Raw genomic sequence first — 15,315 nt, forward strand, 5'->3', positions numbered from 1 at the left:
GCCGCCCTGGTGCACACCATCGCCTGAGTACGAGAAAACCGGGCAGTACGGGCGTTCCTGCCCGGCGAATCAGAGCCGCCACCACGGGTTGAATCTCACTGGCCCGGTCGGATCCAGACGCTGGCCGGGCAGCGGCACCGCGACCTGCACGTGGTCGGAGTCAGCGGCCTCGAGTAGCCGCTCCACCGGCTCCGCCCATGGGTGCGGTGCCAGCCGGAAGGTGCCCCAGTGGACCGGCACCAGCAGTCCCGAACCCGAGTCGGTGACATCCAAGTGTGCCCGGACCGCTTCCTCCGGGTTCATGTGGATGTCCGGCCATCCGGTGTTGTAGGCACCGATGGGCATCAAGGTCAGGTCGAACGGTCCGTGATCTGCGCCGATCTGGGCAAAGCTCTTGGTGTATCCGGTGTCACCGCCAAAGTAGGCGCGATGACTCGGACCGATAAACGCCCACGACGCCCACAGCGTGGTGTCGCGACTGAAGAACCGGCCCGAGAAGTGCCGTGCGGGCATGCAGACCACAGTGAGCTCGCCGACCTGCGCTCCCTGGTTCCAGTCGAGTTCGACAATGCGTTGCAGAGGTATGCCCCACGCCCGCAGATGGGCACCCACCCCGAGCGGCACGAAGAACGGGGCTCGCTGAGTGCGGGCTAACGCGATAACGGTGTCAAGGTCGAGATGGTCGTAGTGGTCATGGCTGATGACCACCGCGTCGACGGCGGGCAGAGCTTCCAGATGCACCGGGGGCGGATGCAGCCGCTGCGGACCAACGATGTCCGATGGCGAGCACCGGTCGCTCCACACGGGATCGGTGAGCACCCGGTAGCCGTCGATTTCGACCAGCGCCGTCGAGTGCCCGAACCAGCTGACGGCCAACCGGCTGGCGTCGCCCCGGTAGATATTCGGCGACGCCAATGGGATGGGGGCTGCTGGCCGGCTACCGCCGCGGTTGCCTATCAATTCCCATGCAATGAGACGCATTTCTTCGTGGCTGAGGTTGAACATCGACGCGGGATCGAGATTGACAAAGACGCCGTCACGATAGTTCGGCGACTGCTCCGACACAGCCCTGATCGACGCCGGACCGGCACCGAGCGCCGCCGGCGCGCCGTGCATCGCGCGCAACACCCACCCGCCGGCGGCCAGGGAAACGGTGCCGGCGGCCAGCCGTAGCGACCGGCGAATCATGACGACTACGCCCCCTGAAACTTTGGCGGCCGCTTCTCCACCCGCGCGATCTGCGCCTCGACGACATCTTGGCTGCCCCAGGCTCTGTCGAAGAGCTCCTTGTGCACGGGACCCGCCTCTTCGATGGCCCCGTCGTCGTTCAGCACCCGCTTGGCGTGCTGTATCGCCAGCGGTGCCAGGCCCGCAATCTCGGCTGCCCAGGCTTGCGCATCGGCCAGCGTCCCCAGGCGGTTGGCCATTCCGGTGTGCAGCGCCAGGTCCGCGGTGAGCTTCTCCGCGGTCAGCAGCATCGCACGGGCCCTTCCGTGTCCAACCAGCGACGACAGCCGGCGGATGCTCCAGTTATCCAGGGCAAGACCGTATTTCGACGTCGGGAACTGAAAGAACGCCTCCGGTGCGACGACCCGCAGATCGCACTGCATAGCCAGCTGCAGGCCGGCACCAATGGCCGGGCCATTGACCGCACCGATCACCGGCATCGGGGCCGCGTCCATGACTCGGTGCAGCTCGATGAGCCGGTCGGGATAGTCAGCGGCGAACGCGTCCCCGGACAGATCCGCCCCCGCGCAGAAAACGGTGCCCTGGCCGGTCAACACAATCACGCGGACCGATCCGTCGCCCGCGCCCTGGATGGCCTCCCGTAGCTCATCGACCAGCTGAGAATTCAGGGCATTGCGGCGCTCGGCGCGCTGCAGCTCAATGGTCATCACGGCTTCTACCTGAGTGATACCGATCATGAAGCAAGCCTATATAGCCTCAACGCGTGCGCCATATCACGACCGACCAGCTCCGAGACGCAGTGCTCGACGCGGGCTCTTTCCTCAGCTGGGACACCCAGCCGGTTGCGGTGCCGACAAGCGAGTCCTATGCCCAGGAGCTCGCCGCGGCGCGAACGGCAACCGGCCGCGACGAGTCGGTCTTGACTGGCGAAGGACTCGTATTCGGACGCCGGGTGGCCGTGGTGGTCTGCGACTTCGCCTTCCTGGGCGGCTCGATCGGGGTGGCGGCGGCCGAACGGATCACCGCCGCAGTGCAGCGCGCAACGTCCGAGCGGCTGCCACTGTTGGCGTCGCCGAGTTCCGGGGGCACCCGAATGCAGGAGGGCACGGTGGCGTTCCTGCAGATGGTGAAGATCACCGCGGCCGTGCGACTGCATCGGCAAGCCCATCTGCCCTACCTCGTCTACCTGCGCAATCCGACCACGGGCGGAGTGTTTGCGTCGTGGGGTTCGCTGGGCCATGTGACGATCGCCGAGCCGCACGCCTTGGTCGGCTTTCTGGGGCCGCGGGTGTATGAGGTGCTCTACGGCGAACAATTTCCGCCAGGAGTCCAAACCGCCGAGAATCTGCAGCAGCACGGAGTAATCGACGGCGTCGTCGCGCTGGACGGGCTGCGGCGAACGCTCGATCGCGCGCTCACGGTGCTCACCGACGCTCCTGGACCGTTGCCGGCATCGCACCCGCCCATACCTCCACCGGTACCCGATGTGCCTGCCTGGGAGTCGGTCGTCGCGTCGCGTCGTCCGGATCGCCCCGGCGTCGAGCATCTCTTACGGCACGGCGCGACTGACCTGGTGCTGTTGTCCGGCAATGGGGGCGCAGGGGGACTCCCTGGGGCAGCCACCACCTTGCTAGCGCTGGCCCGGTTCGCCGGCCAACCCGTAGTCGTGCTCGGCCAGCAGCGGGCAACCGGCGGAGGCAGCAGCATCGTTGGACCCGCCTTGCTGCGCGAGGCCAGGCGCGGCATGGCCTTGGCGGCCGAACTCCGCCTGCCGCTCGTCCTGGTGATCGACACCTCCGGTCCCGCGTTGTCGGCCGACGCCGAGCAAGGCGGGCTGGCCGGCCAGATCGCGCAGTGCCTCGCCGAACTCGTCACCCTGGACACTCCGACGGTGTCGGTGCTGCTGGGTCAGGGCAGCGGCGGACCGGCGCTGGCCATGGTGCCCGCCGACCGCGTGCTGGCCGCATTGCACGGTTGGCTTGCGCCGCTACCCCCGGAAGGGGCCAGTGCAATTGTCTTTCGAGACACCACTCATGCCGCTGAACTTGCCGCGGCCCAAGGAATTCGATCGGCGGATCTACTGGGATCCGGAATCGTCGACGTCATCGTGCCGGAGCGTCCCGATGCGGCCGACGAGCCAGTCCAGTTCTCCCAACGACTGGCGAGCGCCATCGCCGCGGAGGTCCACGCACTGCGCGCAATGCCCGATGCCGACCGCACCGCCGCCCGCCTACAGCGCTACCGCGGCATCGGGCTGCCCCGCGACACTTAGCTCAGGCACACGCCACCCCGCACAACATGACCATCGTTTAAATCTCGACGAACGTGTCGGTCGGTCATGGCAGTTTTTATTCATGGCTCTTGTCCATGGCCAGGCCTTTATCGGCAGCGAAGCGCTGCGGCAGGGGGACTTGAGTCGATATCAGCTGCGAACCGGGTTCCGGGCCATCTATCCCGACGTTTATCTGGCCGATTTCGCGGCGCCGACGCTCCGGACCCGTTCGGCGGCGGCTTGGCTGTGGTCGGGCCGGCGCGGGGTGTTGGCGGGGCTTGCCGCAGCACAATTGCATGGCTCGGATTGGATCGACGACGATGAGCCTGTCGAGTTGATCTGGCGCAACCCTCATGCGCCGCACGGCGTGGTCACTCGACATCAGCGGATCGAGGCCGACGAAGTCACCCGCGTTGCCCGGCTGCCGGTGACTACACCTGCGCGAACCGCGTTTGACCTGGCACGGCGACTCCCTACCGGCCAGGCGGTGGCGCGGCTCGACGCCTTGATGCGCGCTCGGCCGTTTTCGGTCGAGGATGTATTGCTGCTGGCCAAGCGGTACCCGGGCACCCGCGGCCTGCGCCGCCTGCGAACAGCGCTCCCGCTTGTCGATCCAGGCGCCGCATCGCCGAAGGAGACGTGGCTACGGCTGTTGCTGATCGACGAGGGCCTACCGACGCCGGAAACTCAGATACCGGTCGTCGAGGGCTACCGCACTGTGGCCGTGCTGGACATGGGTTGGGAGCAGTGCAAGGTTGCCGTCGAGTACGACGGCGACCAACACCGCAGCAACCGACACCAGTACATACGCGATGTCCGCCGCCTGAGGGCGCTTGAGTCGTGCGGCTGGATCATCGTGCGGGTGATCGCCGAGGATCGGCCCGATGCCATCGTCCGCTCGGTTCGTGCAGCCCTCCGCCGTCGCGGCTACCGCGACACATAAACCACGTACGCGACGCGCCGCAGCACGTCGCCGTGGCTTAAGTCTCGACAGTCTCGACGACCGGCGAGGCGCTTGTTCACCGGTTCCGGTTGGTGGTGTTAGCTGTTGGTGTCACGGGCGCAGGACCGACCCGCACCAAACGTTAGGGAGGCTATTGCATGGACGCCGATGTGATCGTGGTCGGTGCAGGTCTGGCCGGGCTGGTGGCCACCCACGAACTGACCCGCCGGGGCAAGAAAGTCGCGGTCATCGATCAAGAGAACGAAGCCAACCTCGGTGGTCAGGCCTTTTGGTCGTTCGGCGGCATCTTCCTGGTCGACAGCGTCGAGCAGCGCCGCATGGGGATCAAGGACTCCCTGGAACTGGCCTGGAACGATTGGTCGGGTAGTGCGGCATTCGACCGCCTTGATGATGAAGACGTGTGGTCGGCGAAATGGGCACGCGCCTACGTGGAATTCGCCACCGAAGGGAAACGCGCCTACCTGACCGAAAACGGCATCAAGTTCCTGCCCACAGTCGGGTGGGGAGAGCGTGGGGATCTGCGCGCCGACGGGCACGGCAACTCCGTACCGCGTTTTCACGTCGCATGGGGCACCGGCACCGGGATCGTGGAACCGTTCGCCAACTCAGCCCTCAAGAGCGCCGAGAACAAGCTGGTGACGTTCTATCACCGCCACCGCGTCGACGAACTGGTTGTCACCAACGGCACGGCCACCGGAGTCAAGGGGCGAGTGCTGGCACCCGACGACGCCGTGCGCGGCGCGCCCTCCAACCGCGACGAAGTGGGGGACTTCGAGCTGTCCGCCCAGGCGGTGATAATCACCACCGGTGGCATCGGCGGCAACCACGACATAGTGCGGCGCTACTGGCCGCAACGGATGGGCACCCCACCGGCATCGATGATCACCGGAGTCCCCGAGTACGTGGATGGCCGCATGCTCGACATCGCCGCCGACAGCGGCCTGCGACTGGTCAACCGCGACCGAATGTGGCACTACACCGAAGGTGTCATCAACTGGGACCCGATTTGGCCCGGACACGCTATCCGGATCATTCCCGGCCCCTCCTCCATGTGGTTCGACGCCCTCGGCCGACGGCTGCCGGCCCCGTACTTCCCCGGCTACGACACTCTGGGGACGCTGCGCTACCTGCGGACCACCGCCGACATCGCGAAGTATGACCACTCCTGGTTCATCCTGACTCAGAAGATCATCGAGAAAGAATTTGCGCTCTCCGGTTCCGAGCAAAACCCTGACATCACGTCGAAGAGCTTGCTCGCCCTGGTGCAGGAACGGTTCTTGAACAGGAACGCCCCGGCGCCTGTCGAGGCGTTCAAGACGCGCGGCGTCGACTTTGTGGTCGCGGACAACCTTGAAGAACTCGTTGGGCTGATGAACGGCCTCACCGATGAGGCTCTCTTGGACCCGGCCGCGATTCGCGCCCAGATCGAATCACGGGATCTGCAGGTGGACAATCCATTCTGCAAGGACGTGCAGGTGCAGGGCATCCGCAACGCGCGGGCCTCGCTCAGCGATCGGCTCGGTCGGGTCGCCGCTCCGCACCGCATTCTCGATCCCGATGCAGGGCCCTTGATCGGTGTTCGACTCCACATCCTGACCCGGAAGACGTTGGGCGGCATCCAAACCGACCTTGACTCGCGCGCCCTGGGCGCCGATGGCCAACCCATCGGCGGCCTGTACGCAGCCGGAGAAGTCGCAGGGTTCGGCGGCGGCGGAGTACACGGTTACAACGCGCTGGAAGGCACATTCCTCGGCGGTTGCATCTTCTCGGGACGCGCCGCCGGTCGCGCCGCCGCCGACGCCGTCTAGCGAACCGGCAACCTGCGACGGTCGGGTCCAGCGCCGCGCATCGCCAGCGCGGGGACGCCACTCGCACGCCCCCGCGCTGGCGAGCCGTTCACCTAGCTTTCGGCCAGGGCGGCGTGCAGCGATTTTTGGGCTGCGGTGACCGCTTCGAGGACCTTGGCACTCGCGTCGGCGAGTTTTTGCTTTTGCTCGTCGGTGCCATTCCACACGATCGTTCGGGCCAGTCCGGCAACCTGGAACAGCTCTTTACGGATCTTGAAGCCATCACCGAACTGGGCGGCGCGAGCCAGAAACGCGCGAGCCGTCTCGCTGCTAATGCCGCGCCAGGCCAACAAGTTCTCGCCGAGTTCGGTCAGTGTTGCCACACCGTCGTCAACCGTGACAACGCCGCGACCGGCAAGCACCCCAATCGCCAGTTCTGCCATCTCCTGTGGAGGCGTTAGGGCGCCGTCGGTCTTGTCGGACACGCGCTGAACGATCTGGGTGGCATCAGCCGGTCCGTCGAGCAGCATCGCGGCCGCTCCGACCGCTGCCCGCTTGAGCGGTGGCATGCCTGAGCCAGGACCGAAGCCGGGCGGGAAGCCTGGACCGCCGAAACCCGGACCCCAGCCGCCAGGCCCACCAAACCCAGGTCCACCGAACCCGGGGCCGCCGAAGTCAGGTCCGGCGCCGGGCGGGCCACCGAAACCGGGTCCACCCCACCCCGGCCCACCAAAGAATCCGCCACCAAACATGTCTGCACTCCTTTGCAGTCATGACGACCGGCGATCACCAGCCGCCGAAATGAGTATCAACATCGTTGATACCGCAGCCCGCTGGCCATGTCAACAGAGTTGATATAAACACAGATCCCTACACCATATCCGTTGGCGGAAAGGCGATTACCGCTACAAGCCGCATCGGGGGGTACCGACGGGTAGGCGTGTCGCTGATTCCGGTAGCTACCGGTCGCGGCGGCAACGGGGTTCTTCGTCGCTTACCGTCTCGCTGGCCAGCCACGACGTGACAGCATGTGAGGCATGACTGAATCCGACGACAAGCCTCTGGGCTTCCTGCTGTACCGCGTCGCGTCGCGACTCAGACCCGAAGTCACCGCCGAGCTGCAGCCGCTCGGATTGAGCTTGCCCCAGGTTGCCTGCATGCGGATGCTCTCGGAGAACCCGGGGCTAACCAGCGCCGAACTCGCACGTGACACCCCCGTCTCGGCGCAGGCCATGAACCGGCTGCTGCGTTCGTTGCAAGACCTTGGCGCAGTAACCCGCACTACCACGACATCGAACCAGCGGATGCCAGCCCAGCTCACCAAACGGGGCAAAGCGTTGCTCAAGCGCGCGACCGCGGCCGCCTACAAGGCCGATCGGCAGGTCCTGGCCCACCTGACCCAAGCCGACCAGCATCAGCTCAAACGACTTCTCGTCGCGGCGGGCAACCCCGCAACCGACGACGCCGACCCAGCCACATAGCCGGTCGACCACCCCATGGCTACGAAGTCACAACGACGCGACCCGGCGGGTTACCTTCCGACGGTCGTAGACGCCGATCAGGCAAAATGAGCGCATGGACACTCTGACCTCGCCTCGGGTCTTGGTCGTCGACGACGACTCCGACGTTCTCGCCTCGCTGGAACGGGGCCTGCGGCTGTCCGGATTCGATGTAGCCACCGCCGTCGACGGCGCCGAGGCCTTGCGCAGCGCCACCGAGACCAGGCCCGACGCGATCGTGCTCGACATCAACATGCCCGTCCTCGACGGCGTCAGCGTCGTCACGGCACTACGCGCCATGGACAACGACGTCCCCGTGTGCGTACTCAGCGCGCGCAGCTCCGTCGACGACCGGGTGGCGGGTCTGGAGGCAGGCGCCGACGACTACCTCGTCAAACCGTTCGTCCTGGCCGAGCTGGTCGCCCGGGTCAAGGCGCTGCTGCGCCGCAAGGGCTCCACAGCGACGTCGTCCTCGGAAACCATCACGGTGGGCCCGCTGGAGGTGGATATCCCCGGTCGCCGCGCCCGGGTCAACGGTGTCGACGTCGACCTGACCAAGCGCGAATTCGACCTGCTCGCCGTGCTGGCCGAACACAAGACGGCGGTGCTCTCCCGGGCGCAGCTGCTCGAGCTGGTGTGGGGCTACGACTTCGCCGCCGACACCAACGTCGTCGACGTATTCATCGGATACCTGCGGCGCAAGCTGGAGGCCAACGGCGGACCTCGGCTCCTGCACACCGTCCGGGGAGTCGGGTTCGTGCTCAGGATGCAGTAGGTTGAACATCCTGTCGCGGATCTTCGCCCGTACCCCGTCGCTGCGAACCCGGGTGGTGGTGGCAACGGTCATCGGCGCGGCGATTCCCGTCCTTATCGTCGGCACCGTCGTCTGGGTCGGGATCACTGGCGACCGCAAGGAGCGACTGGACCGACGGCTCGACGAGGCCGCGGGTTTCGCGATCCCGTTCGTACCGCGTGGCCTCGACGAAATCCCGCGCTCACCCAACGACCGGGACGCCCTCATCACCGTGCGGCGCGGCGACGTGGTGAAGTCGAATTCCGATATCACGTTGCCGAAGCTGAGTGCCGACTACGCCGACACCTATATCAACGGCGTGCGCTACCGCGTGCGAACGGTGGAGATCCCGGGACCGCAGCCGACGTCGGTGGCGGTGGGAGCGACCTACGACACGACCATGGCCGAGACGAACAACCTGCATCGCCGGGTGCTACTGATCTGTACGTTGGCAATCGGCGCGGCGGCGGTGTTCGCCTGGCTCCTCGCGGTGTTCGCCGTGCGCCCGTTCAAACAGCTCGCCGAGCAGACCCGATCGATCGATGCGGGCGACGAGGCACCGCGCGTCGAGGTACACGGCGCCAGCGAAGCCATCGAGATCGCCGAAGCGATGCGAGGCATGTTGCAGCGCATCTGGAATGAACAGATCCGGACCAAGGAAGCACTCGCTTCTGCTCGCGACTTCGCGGCGGTGTCGTCGCACGAGCTGCGAACCCCCCTCACCGCAATGCGGACGAACCTCGAGGTGCTGGCCACCCTTGATTTGCCCGACGATCAGCGCAAAGAAGTGCTCAATGACGTGATCCGCACTCAGTCGCGCATTGAAGCCACCCTCAGCGCGCTGGAGCGGTTGGCCCAGGGGGAGCTGTCCACATCGGCAGACCACGTCCCGGTAGACATCACCGAACTGCTCGACCGCGCCGCCCACGACGCGACCCGAATCTACCCTGACGTCGACGTCTCTCTGGTGCCGTCACCAACGTGCATCATCGTGGGTCTGCCCGCAGGGTTACGTCTGGCCGTGGACAATGCCATCGCCAACGCTGTCAAACATGGCGGTGCCAGCAAAGTCGAGCTGTCGGCGGTCAGCTCACGAGACGGGGTCGAGATCGCCATCGACGACAACGGGACCGGAGTGCCCGAAGGTGAGCGCCAGGTCGTGTTCGAACGGTTCGCCCGCGGGTCGACGGCCTCCCAATCGGGGTCGGGTCTGGGGCTCGCGTTGGTGGCCCAGCAGGCGCAGTTGCATCGCGGGACCGCGTCGCTGGAAAGCAGCCCCCTCGGCGGCGCGCGATTACTGCTGCAACTCCCTGGACCGACGTAGCCGACCGAGCCGATGGCGCCTCGCTACCGGCGTACGCGATCGCGCCACGGCGTGAAAAAGGCACGCACAGCTGACTCTTCATCCTTGAACCAGACCTGGGCGAGCGTGGGGTCGTAGACCCGGTCTGCGGGCGTGTAGTACAGCCGGGTATCGGAGCGTCCCTTGACCGACCACCCCGGGGGTCCGCTGCCATCAGCGTCTGCGCGGGCGGAGCCCGGACCGTACGGTGCGTGCGGCCGCCGGGCCAGATGCGCGGCGGTCGACTCTTCCGAGACCGGGATTTGGTCCGTGGGAGTGTCCCGTGGCACCGGAATCTTTTTTCTCGGCGCTGTTTTCGCAGCGGGTCTCTTGGGCTTCGCCGACCGCTTCGCGCCGGGAGTCTTCGCCGTGGTGGCCTTCTGACCGGCTGGCCTTTTCTTCGGGCGCGGCTTGCCGGCGGGAGCTTTCTTCGCCGTCGTCGGCCTGGGTTTCATACCTGGCTCGCGGGTTGGTTTCTTAACCGGCACTTCCGGTTTGACCGGTTGGACCATCAGGGTGGATGTCAGCACCATTCCGAGTACGAACGCCACCAGGGTGAGCGACCAGTGAACGTGTTGCATTACTGCGCCTCTGCCTCAGGACCCTTGAGCGCCTCGACGGTAACGTCCCCCGCAGTATCTGCCTCAGGAGCCTCGGGCGTCTCCGCCGGATCCTCCGTGGCAACCTCGGTCAGAACCTCCGTAGCAACTTCCGGCAGAACCTCCGTATCAGCCTCCGTCGCAATCCCCGTCAGAACCTCCGTATCAACCTCGGTCGCAGCCTCCGGCAGAACCTCGGTAGCAACCTCCGCAGCAAGCGGCGCCGTTACCTCGGCAGCAACCGCTGCCGGAACCTCTGCAGCAGCCTGCGTCTCGCCGCCGCGTTTGATCGACAGGGTGACGATCACCCAGGCGAGAGCCGAACCCGCCACGAACGCAAGCAGGTAGCACGACCACGGGATCACGAAATCCATGCTGGATTCTCCTTAGCTGACTACTATCTCGGCGCGGCGATTCTTGATGCGCCCCTCAGCCGTGTCATTGGTGGCTATCGGATCGGTCGAACCGAGGCCCTTGGTGACGATGCGATCGCGGGCAACACCTTGAGCAACGAGAAAGTCAGCGACCGTCTTGGCGCGCTGCGCGCTCAACGGAATATTGATGCCCTCGCTGCCACTCGCGTCGGTGTAGCCGTTGATCGTTACCCGCGCTCTCGGACACTCCTTGAGCTTGTCCGCTACCTTGGTCAAGATCCGATTGTCGTTCGGGGTCAGGCTCACCCCGTCGTTTGCAAAAGCGATCGGCCCTCCTGTCAGCTTGTCGATGGCCACTTGCAAGTCGGCGCAAGGAGCGGGCGGAGGTGCCCCCGGCGGTGGCGGAGCTCCCGGCGGTGCCGGAGCTCCCGGCGGCGGCTGTCCCTTGACCACAATGTTGTTCACGACATGTAGTCCCGGCCAGACGGTCACCACCGCGCGCTCGACCTCGTCCCGTTGGAGCGGCGACGAAGCGGTCCCGGACACAGTGACCGTATCTTTCTCGACTTTGAGGTTGAAATCAGGAATGGGCGCACCGGCGGTGAAAACTGCTTCTGAGTTTGAGAAATCGAGCGATTGGACTATCGGGTCGATGCGAATTTGGTCGATGACGCTCACACCCGGGGTCAGCAAACCGTTGATCGCCTTCATCATCACCGCCTTGGAGGCATCATCGGGAAAGTCGCCGATGAGAGTGATGGTGTTGCCGCTGCGGCTAATTGAGAGAAGCGAGAACGAAAGTTCGCCAGCGCCGCCGGCGCCCGTGGTGCCACCGGGCACGGGAGTGACAGGCGTCGCGGACAACGTCGGCAGCGAGCCGGTCGGTCCATTGGAGGGCGTGGGTGGTGCAAAAGCGCGATAGCCGATTGCCGCGATCAGCAAGGGAATAACCACCAAGCCGATCAGCCAGGCAGCGCCAGGCGAACGCCGGTAGAACCTCCGCCGCGCGCCTGTGGTCGCGGGCGCCTCACCGAGCTCCGCTGTCGAACCCACAATCGCCCCTCTCTAAGGTCGCCGAACGGGACTGCTCCGCGCTGGCGGCGATATGCAGCCTACCGATACGGCACCGGGACGCCGGGTCAAGTCGGGCACACTGGAGCAATGGGCGACCGGCGAAAACTCTGCGACGTCGACACGCGGGCACCCATCGGCGGCCCGGCGACCGGGGATGACGCGCTGGAGAACCAAGGCCGGGGAACTTGACCGACACCACCCTGCGGGATCCTGACAATGGTAAAGATTTCGATGTCGTCGTCGTTGGCGGCGGTCACAATGGCCTGGTCGCGGCGGCCTACCTGGCCCGGGCCGGCCTTCGGGTCCGGGTGCTCGAGCGGCTGGAGCAGACCGGCGGGGCCGCGGTATCGGCGCGGGCGTTCGACGGCGTCGAGGTCCAGGTGTCGCGGTACTCCTACCTGGTCAGCCTGCTGCCATCGCGCATCGTCGCCGACCTCGGCGCACCCGTGCGACTGGCCCGGCGGAAGTTCTCCTCGTACACCCCCCAGCCGGCCACAGCGGGGCGCTCTGGCCTGCTCGTAGGCCCGGACATCCGGCCCACGTTCACGGCGGTCGGGGCCGCTGGCGACGAGCACGGGTTCGCGGCGTTCTATCGACGCTGCCGACTGGTGACCGAACCGCTGTGGCCGACGCTGATCGAACCGCTGCGCACCCGCGAGCAGACCCGCAGACTCGTCGCGGAATGCGGCGGTCCCGAGGCTGCGGCTGCCTGGCATGCCATGGTCGAAGAACCGATCGGGCACGCCATCACCGACGCGGTGGCCACCGACCTCGTCCGCGGGGTGATTTCTACCGACGCACTGATCGGCACCTTTGCCCGCATGGATGATCCATCGCTCATGCAGAACATCTGCTTTCTGTATCACGTACTCGGAGGGGGTAGCGGAGGATGGGATGTTCCCATCGGCGGCATGGGGACGGTGACTGCGGCCCTATCCGCGGCGGCCACCTACCTTGGTGCGGAAATCAGCACCGGCGCCGATGTTTTCGCTATTGAGCCCACCGGGCATGTGCACTACCGTGCCGCCGGTGCAGAACACCGGATCCGGGGCCGGTTCGTGCTGGCCGGCGTCACGCCGGCGGTCCTGAACGACCTGCTCGGCGCGCGAGGAGCACCACCCGCCTGCGAGCACGCGTCGTCATTGGCACCGGGAGCGCAGGTCAAAGTGAACATGGTGGTGCGGCGACTGCCCCGGCTGCACGACAACAGTGCCACACCGGAACAGGCGTTTGCCGGCACGTTCCACGCCAACGAAACGTGGACTCAGCTGGATGCCGCGTACTCGCGGGCAGCAGCGCAGCACGTGCCGGATCCATTGCCGTGCGAAGCTTACTGTCATTCGCTGACCGACCCGAGCATCCTGTCGGCCGAGCTGCGCGATTCGGGCGCGCAGACGCTCACGGTGTTTGGTCTGCACACCCCGCACTCGGTGTTCGGCGACACCGACCCCGCCGCACTCCGCGACCAACTGACCACATCGGTACTGGCGTCGCTGAATTCCGTTCTCGCCGAACCGATTCAGGACGTCCTGCTCACTGATGCGCGGGGGCGGCCCTGCATTGAGACGACGACCACCATCGACTTACAGCGCTCGTTGCTGATGACCGCCGGGAATATCTTCCACGGCGCACTGACCTGGCCGTTCACCGATGACGACGACGTGCTGGACACCCCCGCACGGCGGTGGGGAGTAGCCACTGCCCACGACCGGATCATGCTCTGCGGCTCGGGTGCCCGCCGCGGTGGTGCGGTATCGGGCATTGGGGGTCACAATGCCGCGATGGCCGTATTGGCCTCGCTGGGCCAGAGCGGCAAGAGATCGTGCGGAGCTGACTAGCGCCGGTCCATGGTGACGTAGTCGCGCTCGGTGTGGCCGGTGTAGATCTGCCGCGGACGGCCGATCTTGCTGTCCCCCTCGTCGTGCATCTCTCGCCAGTGCGCGATCCAGCCGGGTAGCCGGCCCAGCGCAAACAGCACGGTGAACATCCGGGTGGGGAAACCGAGCGCGCGGTAGATCAGTCCGGTGTAGAAGTCGACGTTGGGGTAGAGCTTGCGCTCGATGAAGTAGTCATCGGTCAGTGCTGCCTCTTCGAGCCCCTTGGCAATGTCGAGCAGGTTGTCGTCGCCGCCGAGCTTGGCGAGGATCTTGTCGGCCTGCTCCTTGACGATGCGGGCCCGCGGATCGTAGTTCTTGTAAACGCGGTGACCGAAGCCCATGAGTTTGACGCCGGCTTCGCGGTTCTTCACTTTTCGGACAAACTCGCCGACGTCGTCGCCGCTCTCGCGGATGCTCTCGAGCATTTCCAGGACGGCCTGGTTGGCGCCACCGTGCAGCGGGCCCCACAACGCGTTGATGCCGCCGGAGATCGAGGTGAACAGGTTGGCTCGCGACGAGCCCACCAACCGCACCGTCGACGTCGAACAATTCTGTTCGTGGTCGGCGTGCAGAATGAACAGCATGTCCAGCGCCCGGACCACCTCGGGGTCGGGCTGGTAGGGCTCCGCGGGGAAGCCGAACGTCATCCGCAAGAAGTTCTCCACCAACGTCAGCGAGTTGTCCGGGTAGAGGAATGGTTGGCCGACGGATTTCTTGTAGGCGTATGCCGCGATAGTGGGCAGTTTGGCAAGCAGCCGGATCGTCGACAACTCGACTTGGTTGTTGTCGATCGGGTCAAGGGCGTCCTGGTAGTAAGCGCTCAAGGCGTTGACCACGCTGGACAACACGGGCATCGGATGCGCATTGCGGGGAAAGCCGTCGAAGAAGCGTTTCAGGTCCTCGTGCAGCATGGTGTGCCGCTGGATCCGGTGAGTAAATTCGGCCAGCTGGTCGGTGTTCGGGAGCTCGCCGTATATCAGCAGGTAGCTCACCTCGATGAAGGTCGACTTCTCGGCAAGTTGCTCGATCGGGTACCCGCGGTAGCGCAGAATTCCGGCGTCACCGTCGATGTAGGTGATGGAACTCTTGGTGGATGCGGTGTTCCCGTAGCCAACGTCGAAGGTCGTGTGCCCGGTATTGGCCAGCAGCGGTCCCAGGGCAATGCCGTCCGCGCCTTCGGTGGAGTGCACGACCTGAAGGTCGATCTCGCCCCCCGGATACCGGAGTGTTGCGGTGTCGTCGGTGTCGGCCACGAGAACCCCTTTGCGCTCTGGTTGATAGAGCTGCCCTTGACTTTGGTCTGTATAGGTGAAGGTAGTCGTTATCGCGTCGGCTTGCCTGCCCGGGGTCAAGTCTGCGCATTTGAGAAGTCCACCCGGCCGGCATCACCCCAGCCAGGTGGCCGCGGACACCCCGCGCCGAGCCTATCCGGGGAGCCGGGCCTAACGCAGCCGCGTCTGAGCCGGGGACCAGCAGGCAACGATCAGCCAGCCGGAGTGCAATCGCGCAAGAACACATGGGTGGCTGGTGGAGCTCACAGGTTCTT

13 protein-coding genes and 1 pseudogene are annotated in these 15,315 nt (G+C 65.7%); 7 read left to right on the top strand and 7 right to left on the bottom strand.

Features of this window, described 5'->3' with window-relative positions; translation table 11 throughout:
• Positions 1-69: 69 nt before the first annotated feature.
• Both F6B93_RS18705 and F6B93_RS18710 read right to left on the bottom strand, forming a co-directional pair.
• Positions 70-1,188 (bottom strand): MBL fold metallo-hydrolase, encoded by a 1,119-nt coding sequence (locus F6B93_RS18705; protein WP_211696419.1) that lies wholly within the window; start codon positions 1,186-1,188, stop codon positions 70-72.
• Between the two features lie 5 nt (positions 1,189-1,193).
• Positions 1,194-1,925: an enoyl-CoA hydratase gene (locus F6B93_RS18710; protein WP_211696420.1), complete on the bottom strand. Its 732-nt coding sequence runs from the start codon at positions 1,923-1,925 to the stop codon at positions 1,194-1,196.
• Positions 1,926-1,951: 26 nt separating this feature from the next.
• Between F6B93_RS18710 and F6B93_RS18715 the strand changes: the two genes are divergently transcribed.
• The 3 genes from F6B93_RS18715 (at position 1,952) to F6B93_RS18725 (ending at position 6,232) form a co-directional block, all read left to right on the top strand.
• Positions 1,952-3,460, top strand: coding sequence for an acetyl-coenzyme A carboxylase carboxyl transferase subunits beta/alpha (locus tag F6B93_RS18715; RefSeq protein ID WP_211696421.1), 1,509 nt, complete (start codon positions 1,952-1,954; stop codon positions 3,458-3,460).
• 82 nt (positions 3,461-3,542) lie between these two features.
• Positions 3,543-4,403: a DUF559 domain-containing protein gene (locus tag F6B93_RS18720; RefSeq protein ID WP_211696422.1), complete on the top strand. Its 861-nt coding sequence runs from the start codon at positions 3,543-3,545 to the stop codon at positions 4,401-4,403.
• Between the two features lie 158 nt (positions 4,404-4,561).
• Positions 4,562-6,232 (top strand): FAD-binding dehydrogenase, encoded by a 1,671-nt coding sequence (locus tag F6B93_RS18725; protein WP_211696423.1) that lies wholly within the window; start codon positions 4,562-4,564, stop codon positions 6,230-6,232.
• A gap of 92 nt (positions 6,233-6,324) precedes the next feature.
• On the opposite strand, the gene F6B93_RS18730 is transcribed toward F6B93_RS18725, so the two are convergent.
• The gene (locus F6B93_RS18730; RefSeq protein ID WP_211696424.1) at positions 6,325-6,963 is read right to left on the bottom strand and encodes a hypothetical protein; all 639 of its coding nucleotides are present in this window, start codon (positions 6,961-6,963) and stop codon (positions 6,325-6,327) included.
• 285 nt (positions 6,964-7,248) lie between these two features.
• On the opposite strand from F6B93_RS18730, the gene F6B93_RS18735 reads away from it, so the two are divergent.
• The 3 genes from F6B93_RS18735 (at position 7,249) to F6B93_RS18745 (ending at position 9,827) form a co-directional block, all read left to right on the top strand.
• Complete coding sequence (locus tag F6B93_RS18735; protein WP_211696425.1) at positions 7,249-7,692, top strand: MarR family winged helix-turn-helix transcriptional regulator; 444 nt, start codon at positions 7,249-7,251, stop codon at positions 7,690-7,692.
• A gap of 94 nt (positions 7,693-7,786) precedes the next feature.
• A complete protein-coding gene (gene prrA / locus F6B93_RS18740) occupies positions 7,787-8,485 on the top strand; it encodes a two-component system response regulator PrrA (protein ID WP_211696426.1) in 699 nt (232 codons plus the stop codon).
• Position 8,486: 1 nt separating this feature from the next.
• Positions 8,487-9,827 carry a HAMP domain-containing sensor histidine kinase gene (locus tag F6B93_RS18745; protein ID WP_211696427.1) on the top strand — a complete coding sequence of 447 codons (1,341 nt, stop codon included), beginning with the start codon at positions 8,487-8,489 and terminating at the stop codon, positions 9,825-9,827.
• 23 nt (positions 9,828-9,850) lie between these two features.
• Here F6B93_RS18745 and arfC read toward each other — a convergent pair whose 3' ends face one another.
• The 3 genes and pseudogenes from arfC to arfA all read right to left on the bottom strand — a co-directional run bounded on the left by arfC (position 9,851) and on the right by arfA (position 11,871).
• Entirely contained in the window at positions 9,851-10,426 is a 576-nt protein-coding gene (arfC, locus tag F6B93_RS18750) for a channel accessory protein ArfC, sunset domain variant (protein WP_211696428.1), read from the bottom strand.
• A 260-nt stretch (positions 10,427-10,686) separates the two neighbouring features.
• A pseudogene (arfB, locus tag F6B93_RS23615) lies at positions 10,687-10,818 on the bottom strand (channel accessory protein ArfB); the annotation flags it as partial.
• 12 nt (positions 10,819-10,830) lie between these two features.
• On the bottom strand, positions 10,831-11,871 hold the full coding sequence (gene arfA / locus F6B93_RS18760; RefSeq protein ID WP_211696429.1) for a channel-forming protein ArfA/OmpATb: 1,041 nt from the start codon (positions 11,869-11,871) through the stop codon (positions 10,831-10,833).
• A gap of 221 nt (positions 11,872-12,092) precedes the next feature.
• Between arfA and F6B93_RS18765 the strand changes: the two genes are divergently transcribed.
• On the top strand, positions 12,093-13,730 hold the full coding sequence (locus F6B93_RS18765) for a phytoene desaturase family protein (protein ID WP_211699598.1): 1,638 nt from the start codon (positions 12,093-12,095) through the stop codon (positions 13,728-13,730).
• Here F6B93_RS18765 and F6B93_RS18770 read toward each other — a convergent pair.
• The gene (locus F6B93_RS18770) at positions 13,727-15,022 is read right to left on the bottom strand and encodes a citrate synthase (RefSeq protein ID WP_211696430.1); all 1,296 of its coding nucleotides are present in this window, start codon (positions 15,020-15,022) and stop codon (positions 13,727-13,729) included. The genes F6B93_RS18765 and F6B93_RS18770 overlap by 4 nt on opposite strands.
• Between the last annotated feature and the right edge of the window lie 293 nt (positions 15,023-15,315).

It is taken from the genome of Mycobacterium spongiae (assembly GCF_018278905.1).
GTDB lineage: Bacteria > Actinomycetota > Actinomycetes > Mycobacteriales > Mycobacteriaceae > Mycobacterium > Mycobacterium spongiae.

Coding starts and splice junctions, on each gene's coding strand:
- prrA (WP_211696426.1), top strand. CDS start 7,787: ATGGACACTCTGACCTCGCCTCGGGTCTTGGTCGTCGACGACGACTCC.
- F6B93_RS18720 (WP_211696422.1), top strand. CDS start 3,543: ATGGCTCTTGTCCATGGCCAGGCCTTTATCGGCAGCGAAGCGCTGCGG.
- F6B93_RS18730 (WP_211696424.1), bottom strand. CDS start 6,963: ATGTTTGGTGGCGGATTCTTTGGTGGGCCGGGGTGGGGTGGACCCGGT.
- F6B93_RS18725 (WP_211696423.1), top strand. CDS start 4,562: ATGGACGCCGATGTGATCGTGGTCGGTGCAGGTCTGGCCGGGCTGGTG.
- F6B93_RS18705 (WP_211696419.1), bottom strand. CDS start 1,188: ATGATTCGCCGGTCGCTACGGCTGGCCGCCGGCACCGTTTCCCTGGCC.
- arfC (WP_211696428.1), bottom strand. CDS start 10,426: ATGCAACACGTTCACTGGTCGCTCACCCTGGTGGCGTTCGTACTCGGA.
- F6B93_RS18735 (WP_211696425.1), top strand. CDS start 7,249: ATGACTGAATCCGACGACAAGCCTCTGGGCTTCCTGCTGTACCGCGTC.
- F6B93_RS18710 (WP_211696420.1), bottom strand. CDS start 1,925: ATGATCGGTATCACTCAGGTAGAAGCCGTGATGACCATTGAGCTGCAG.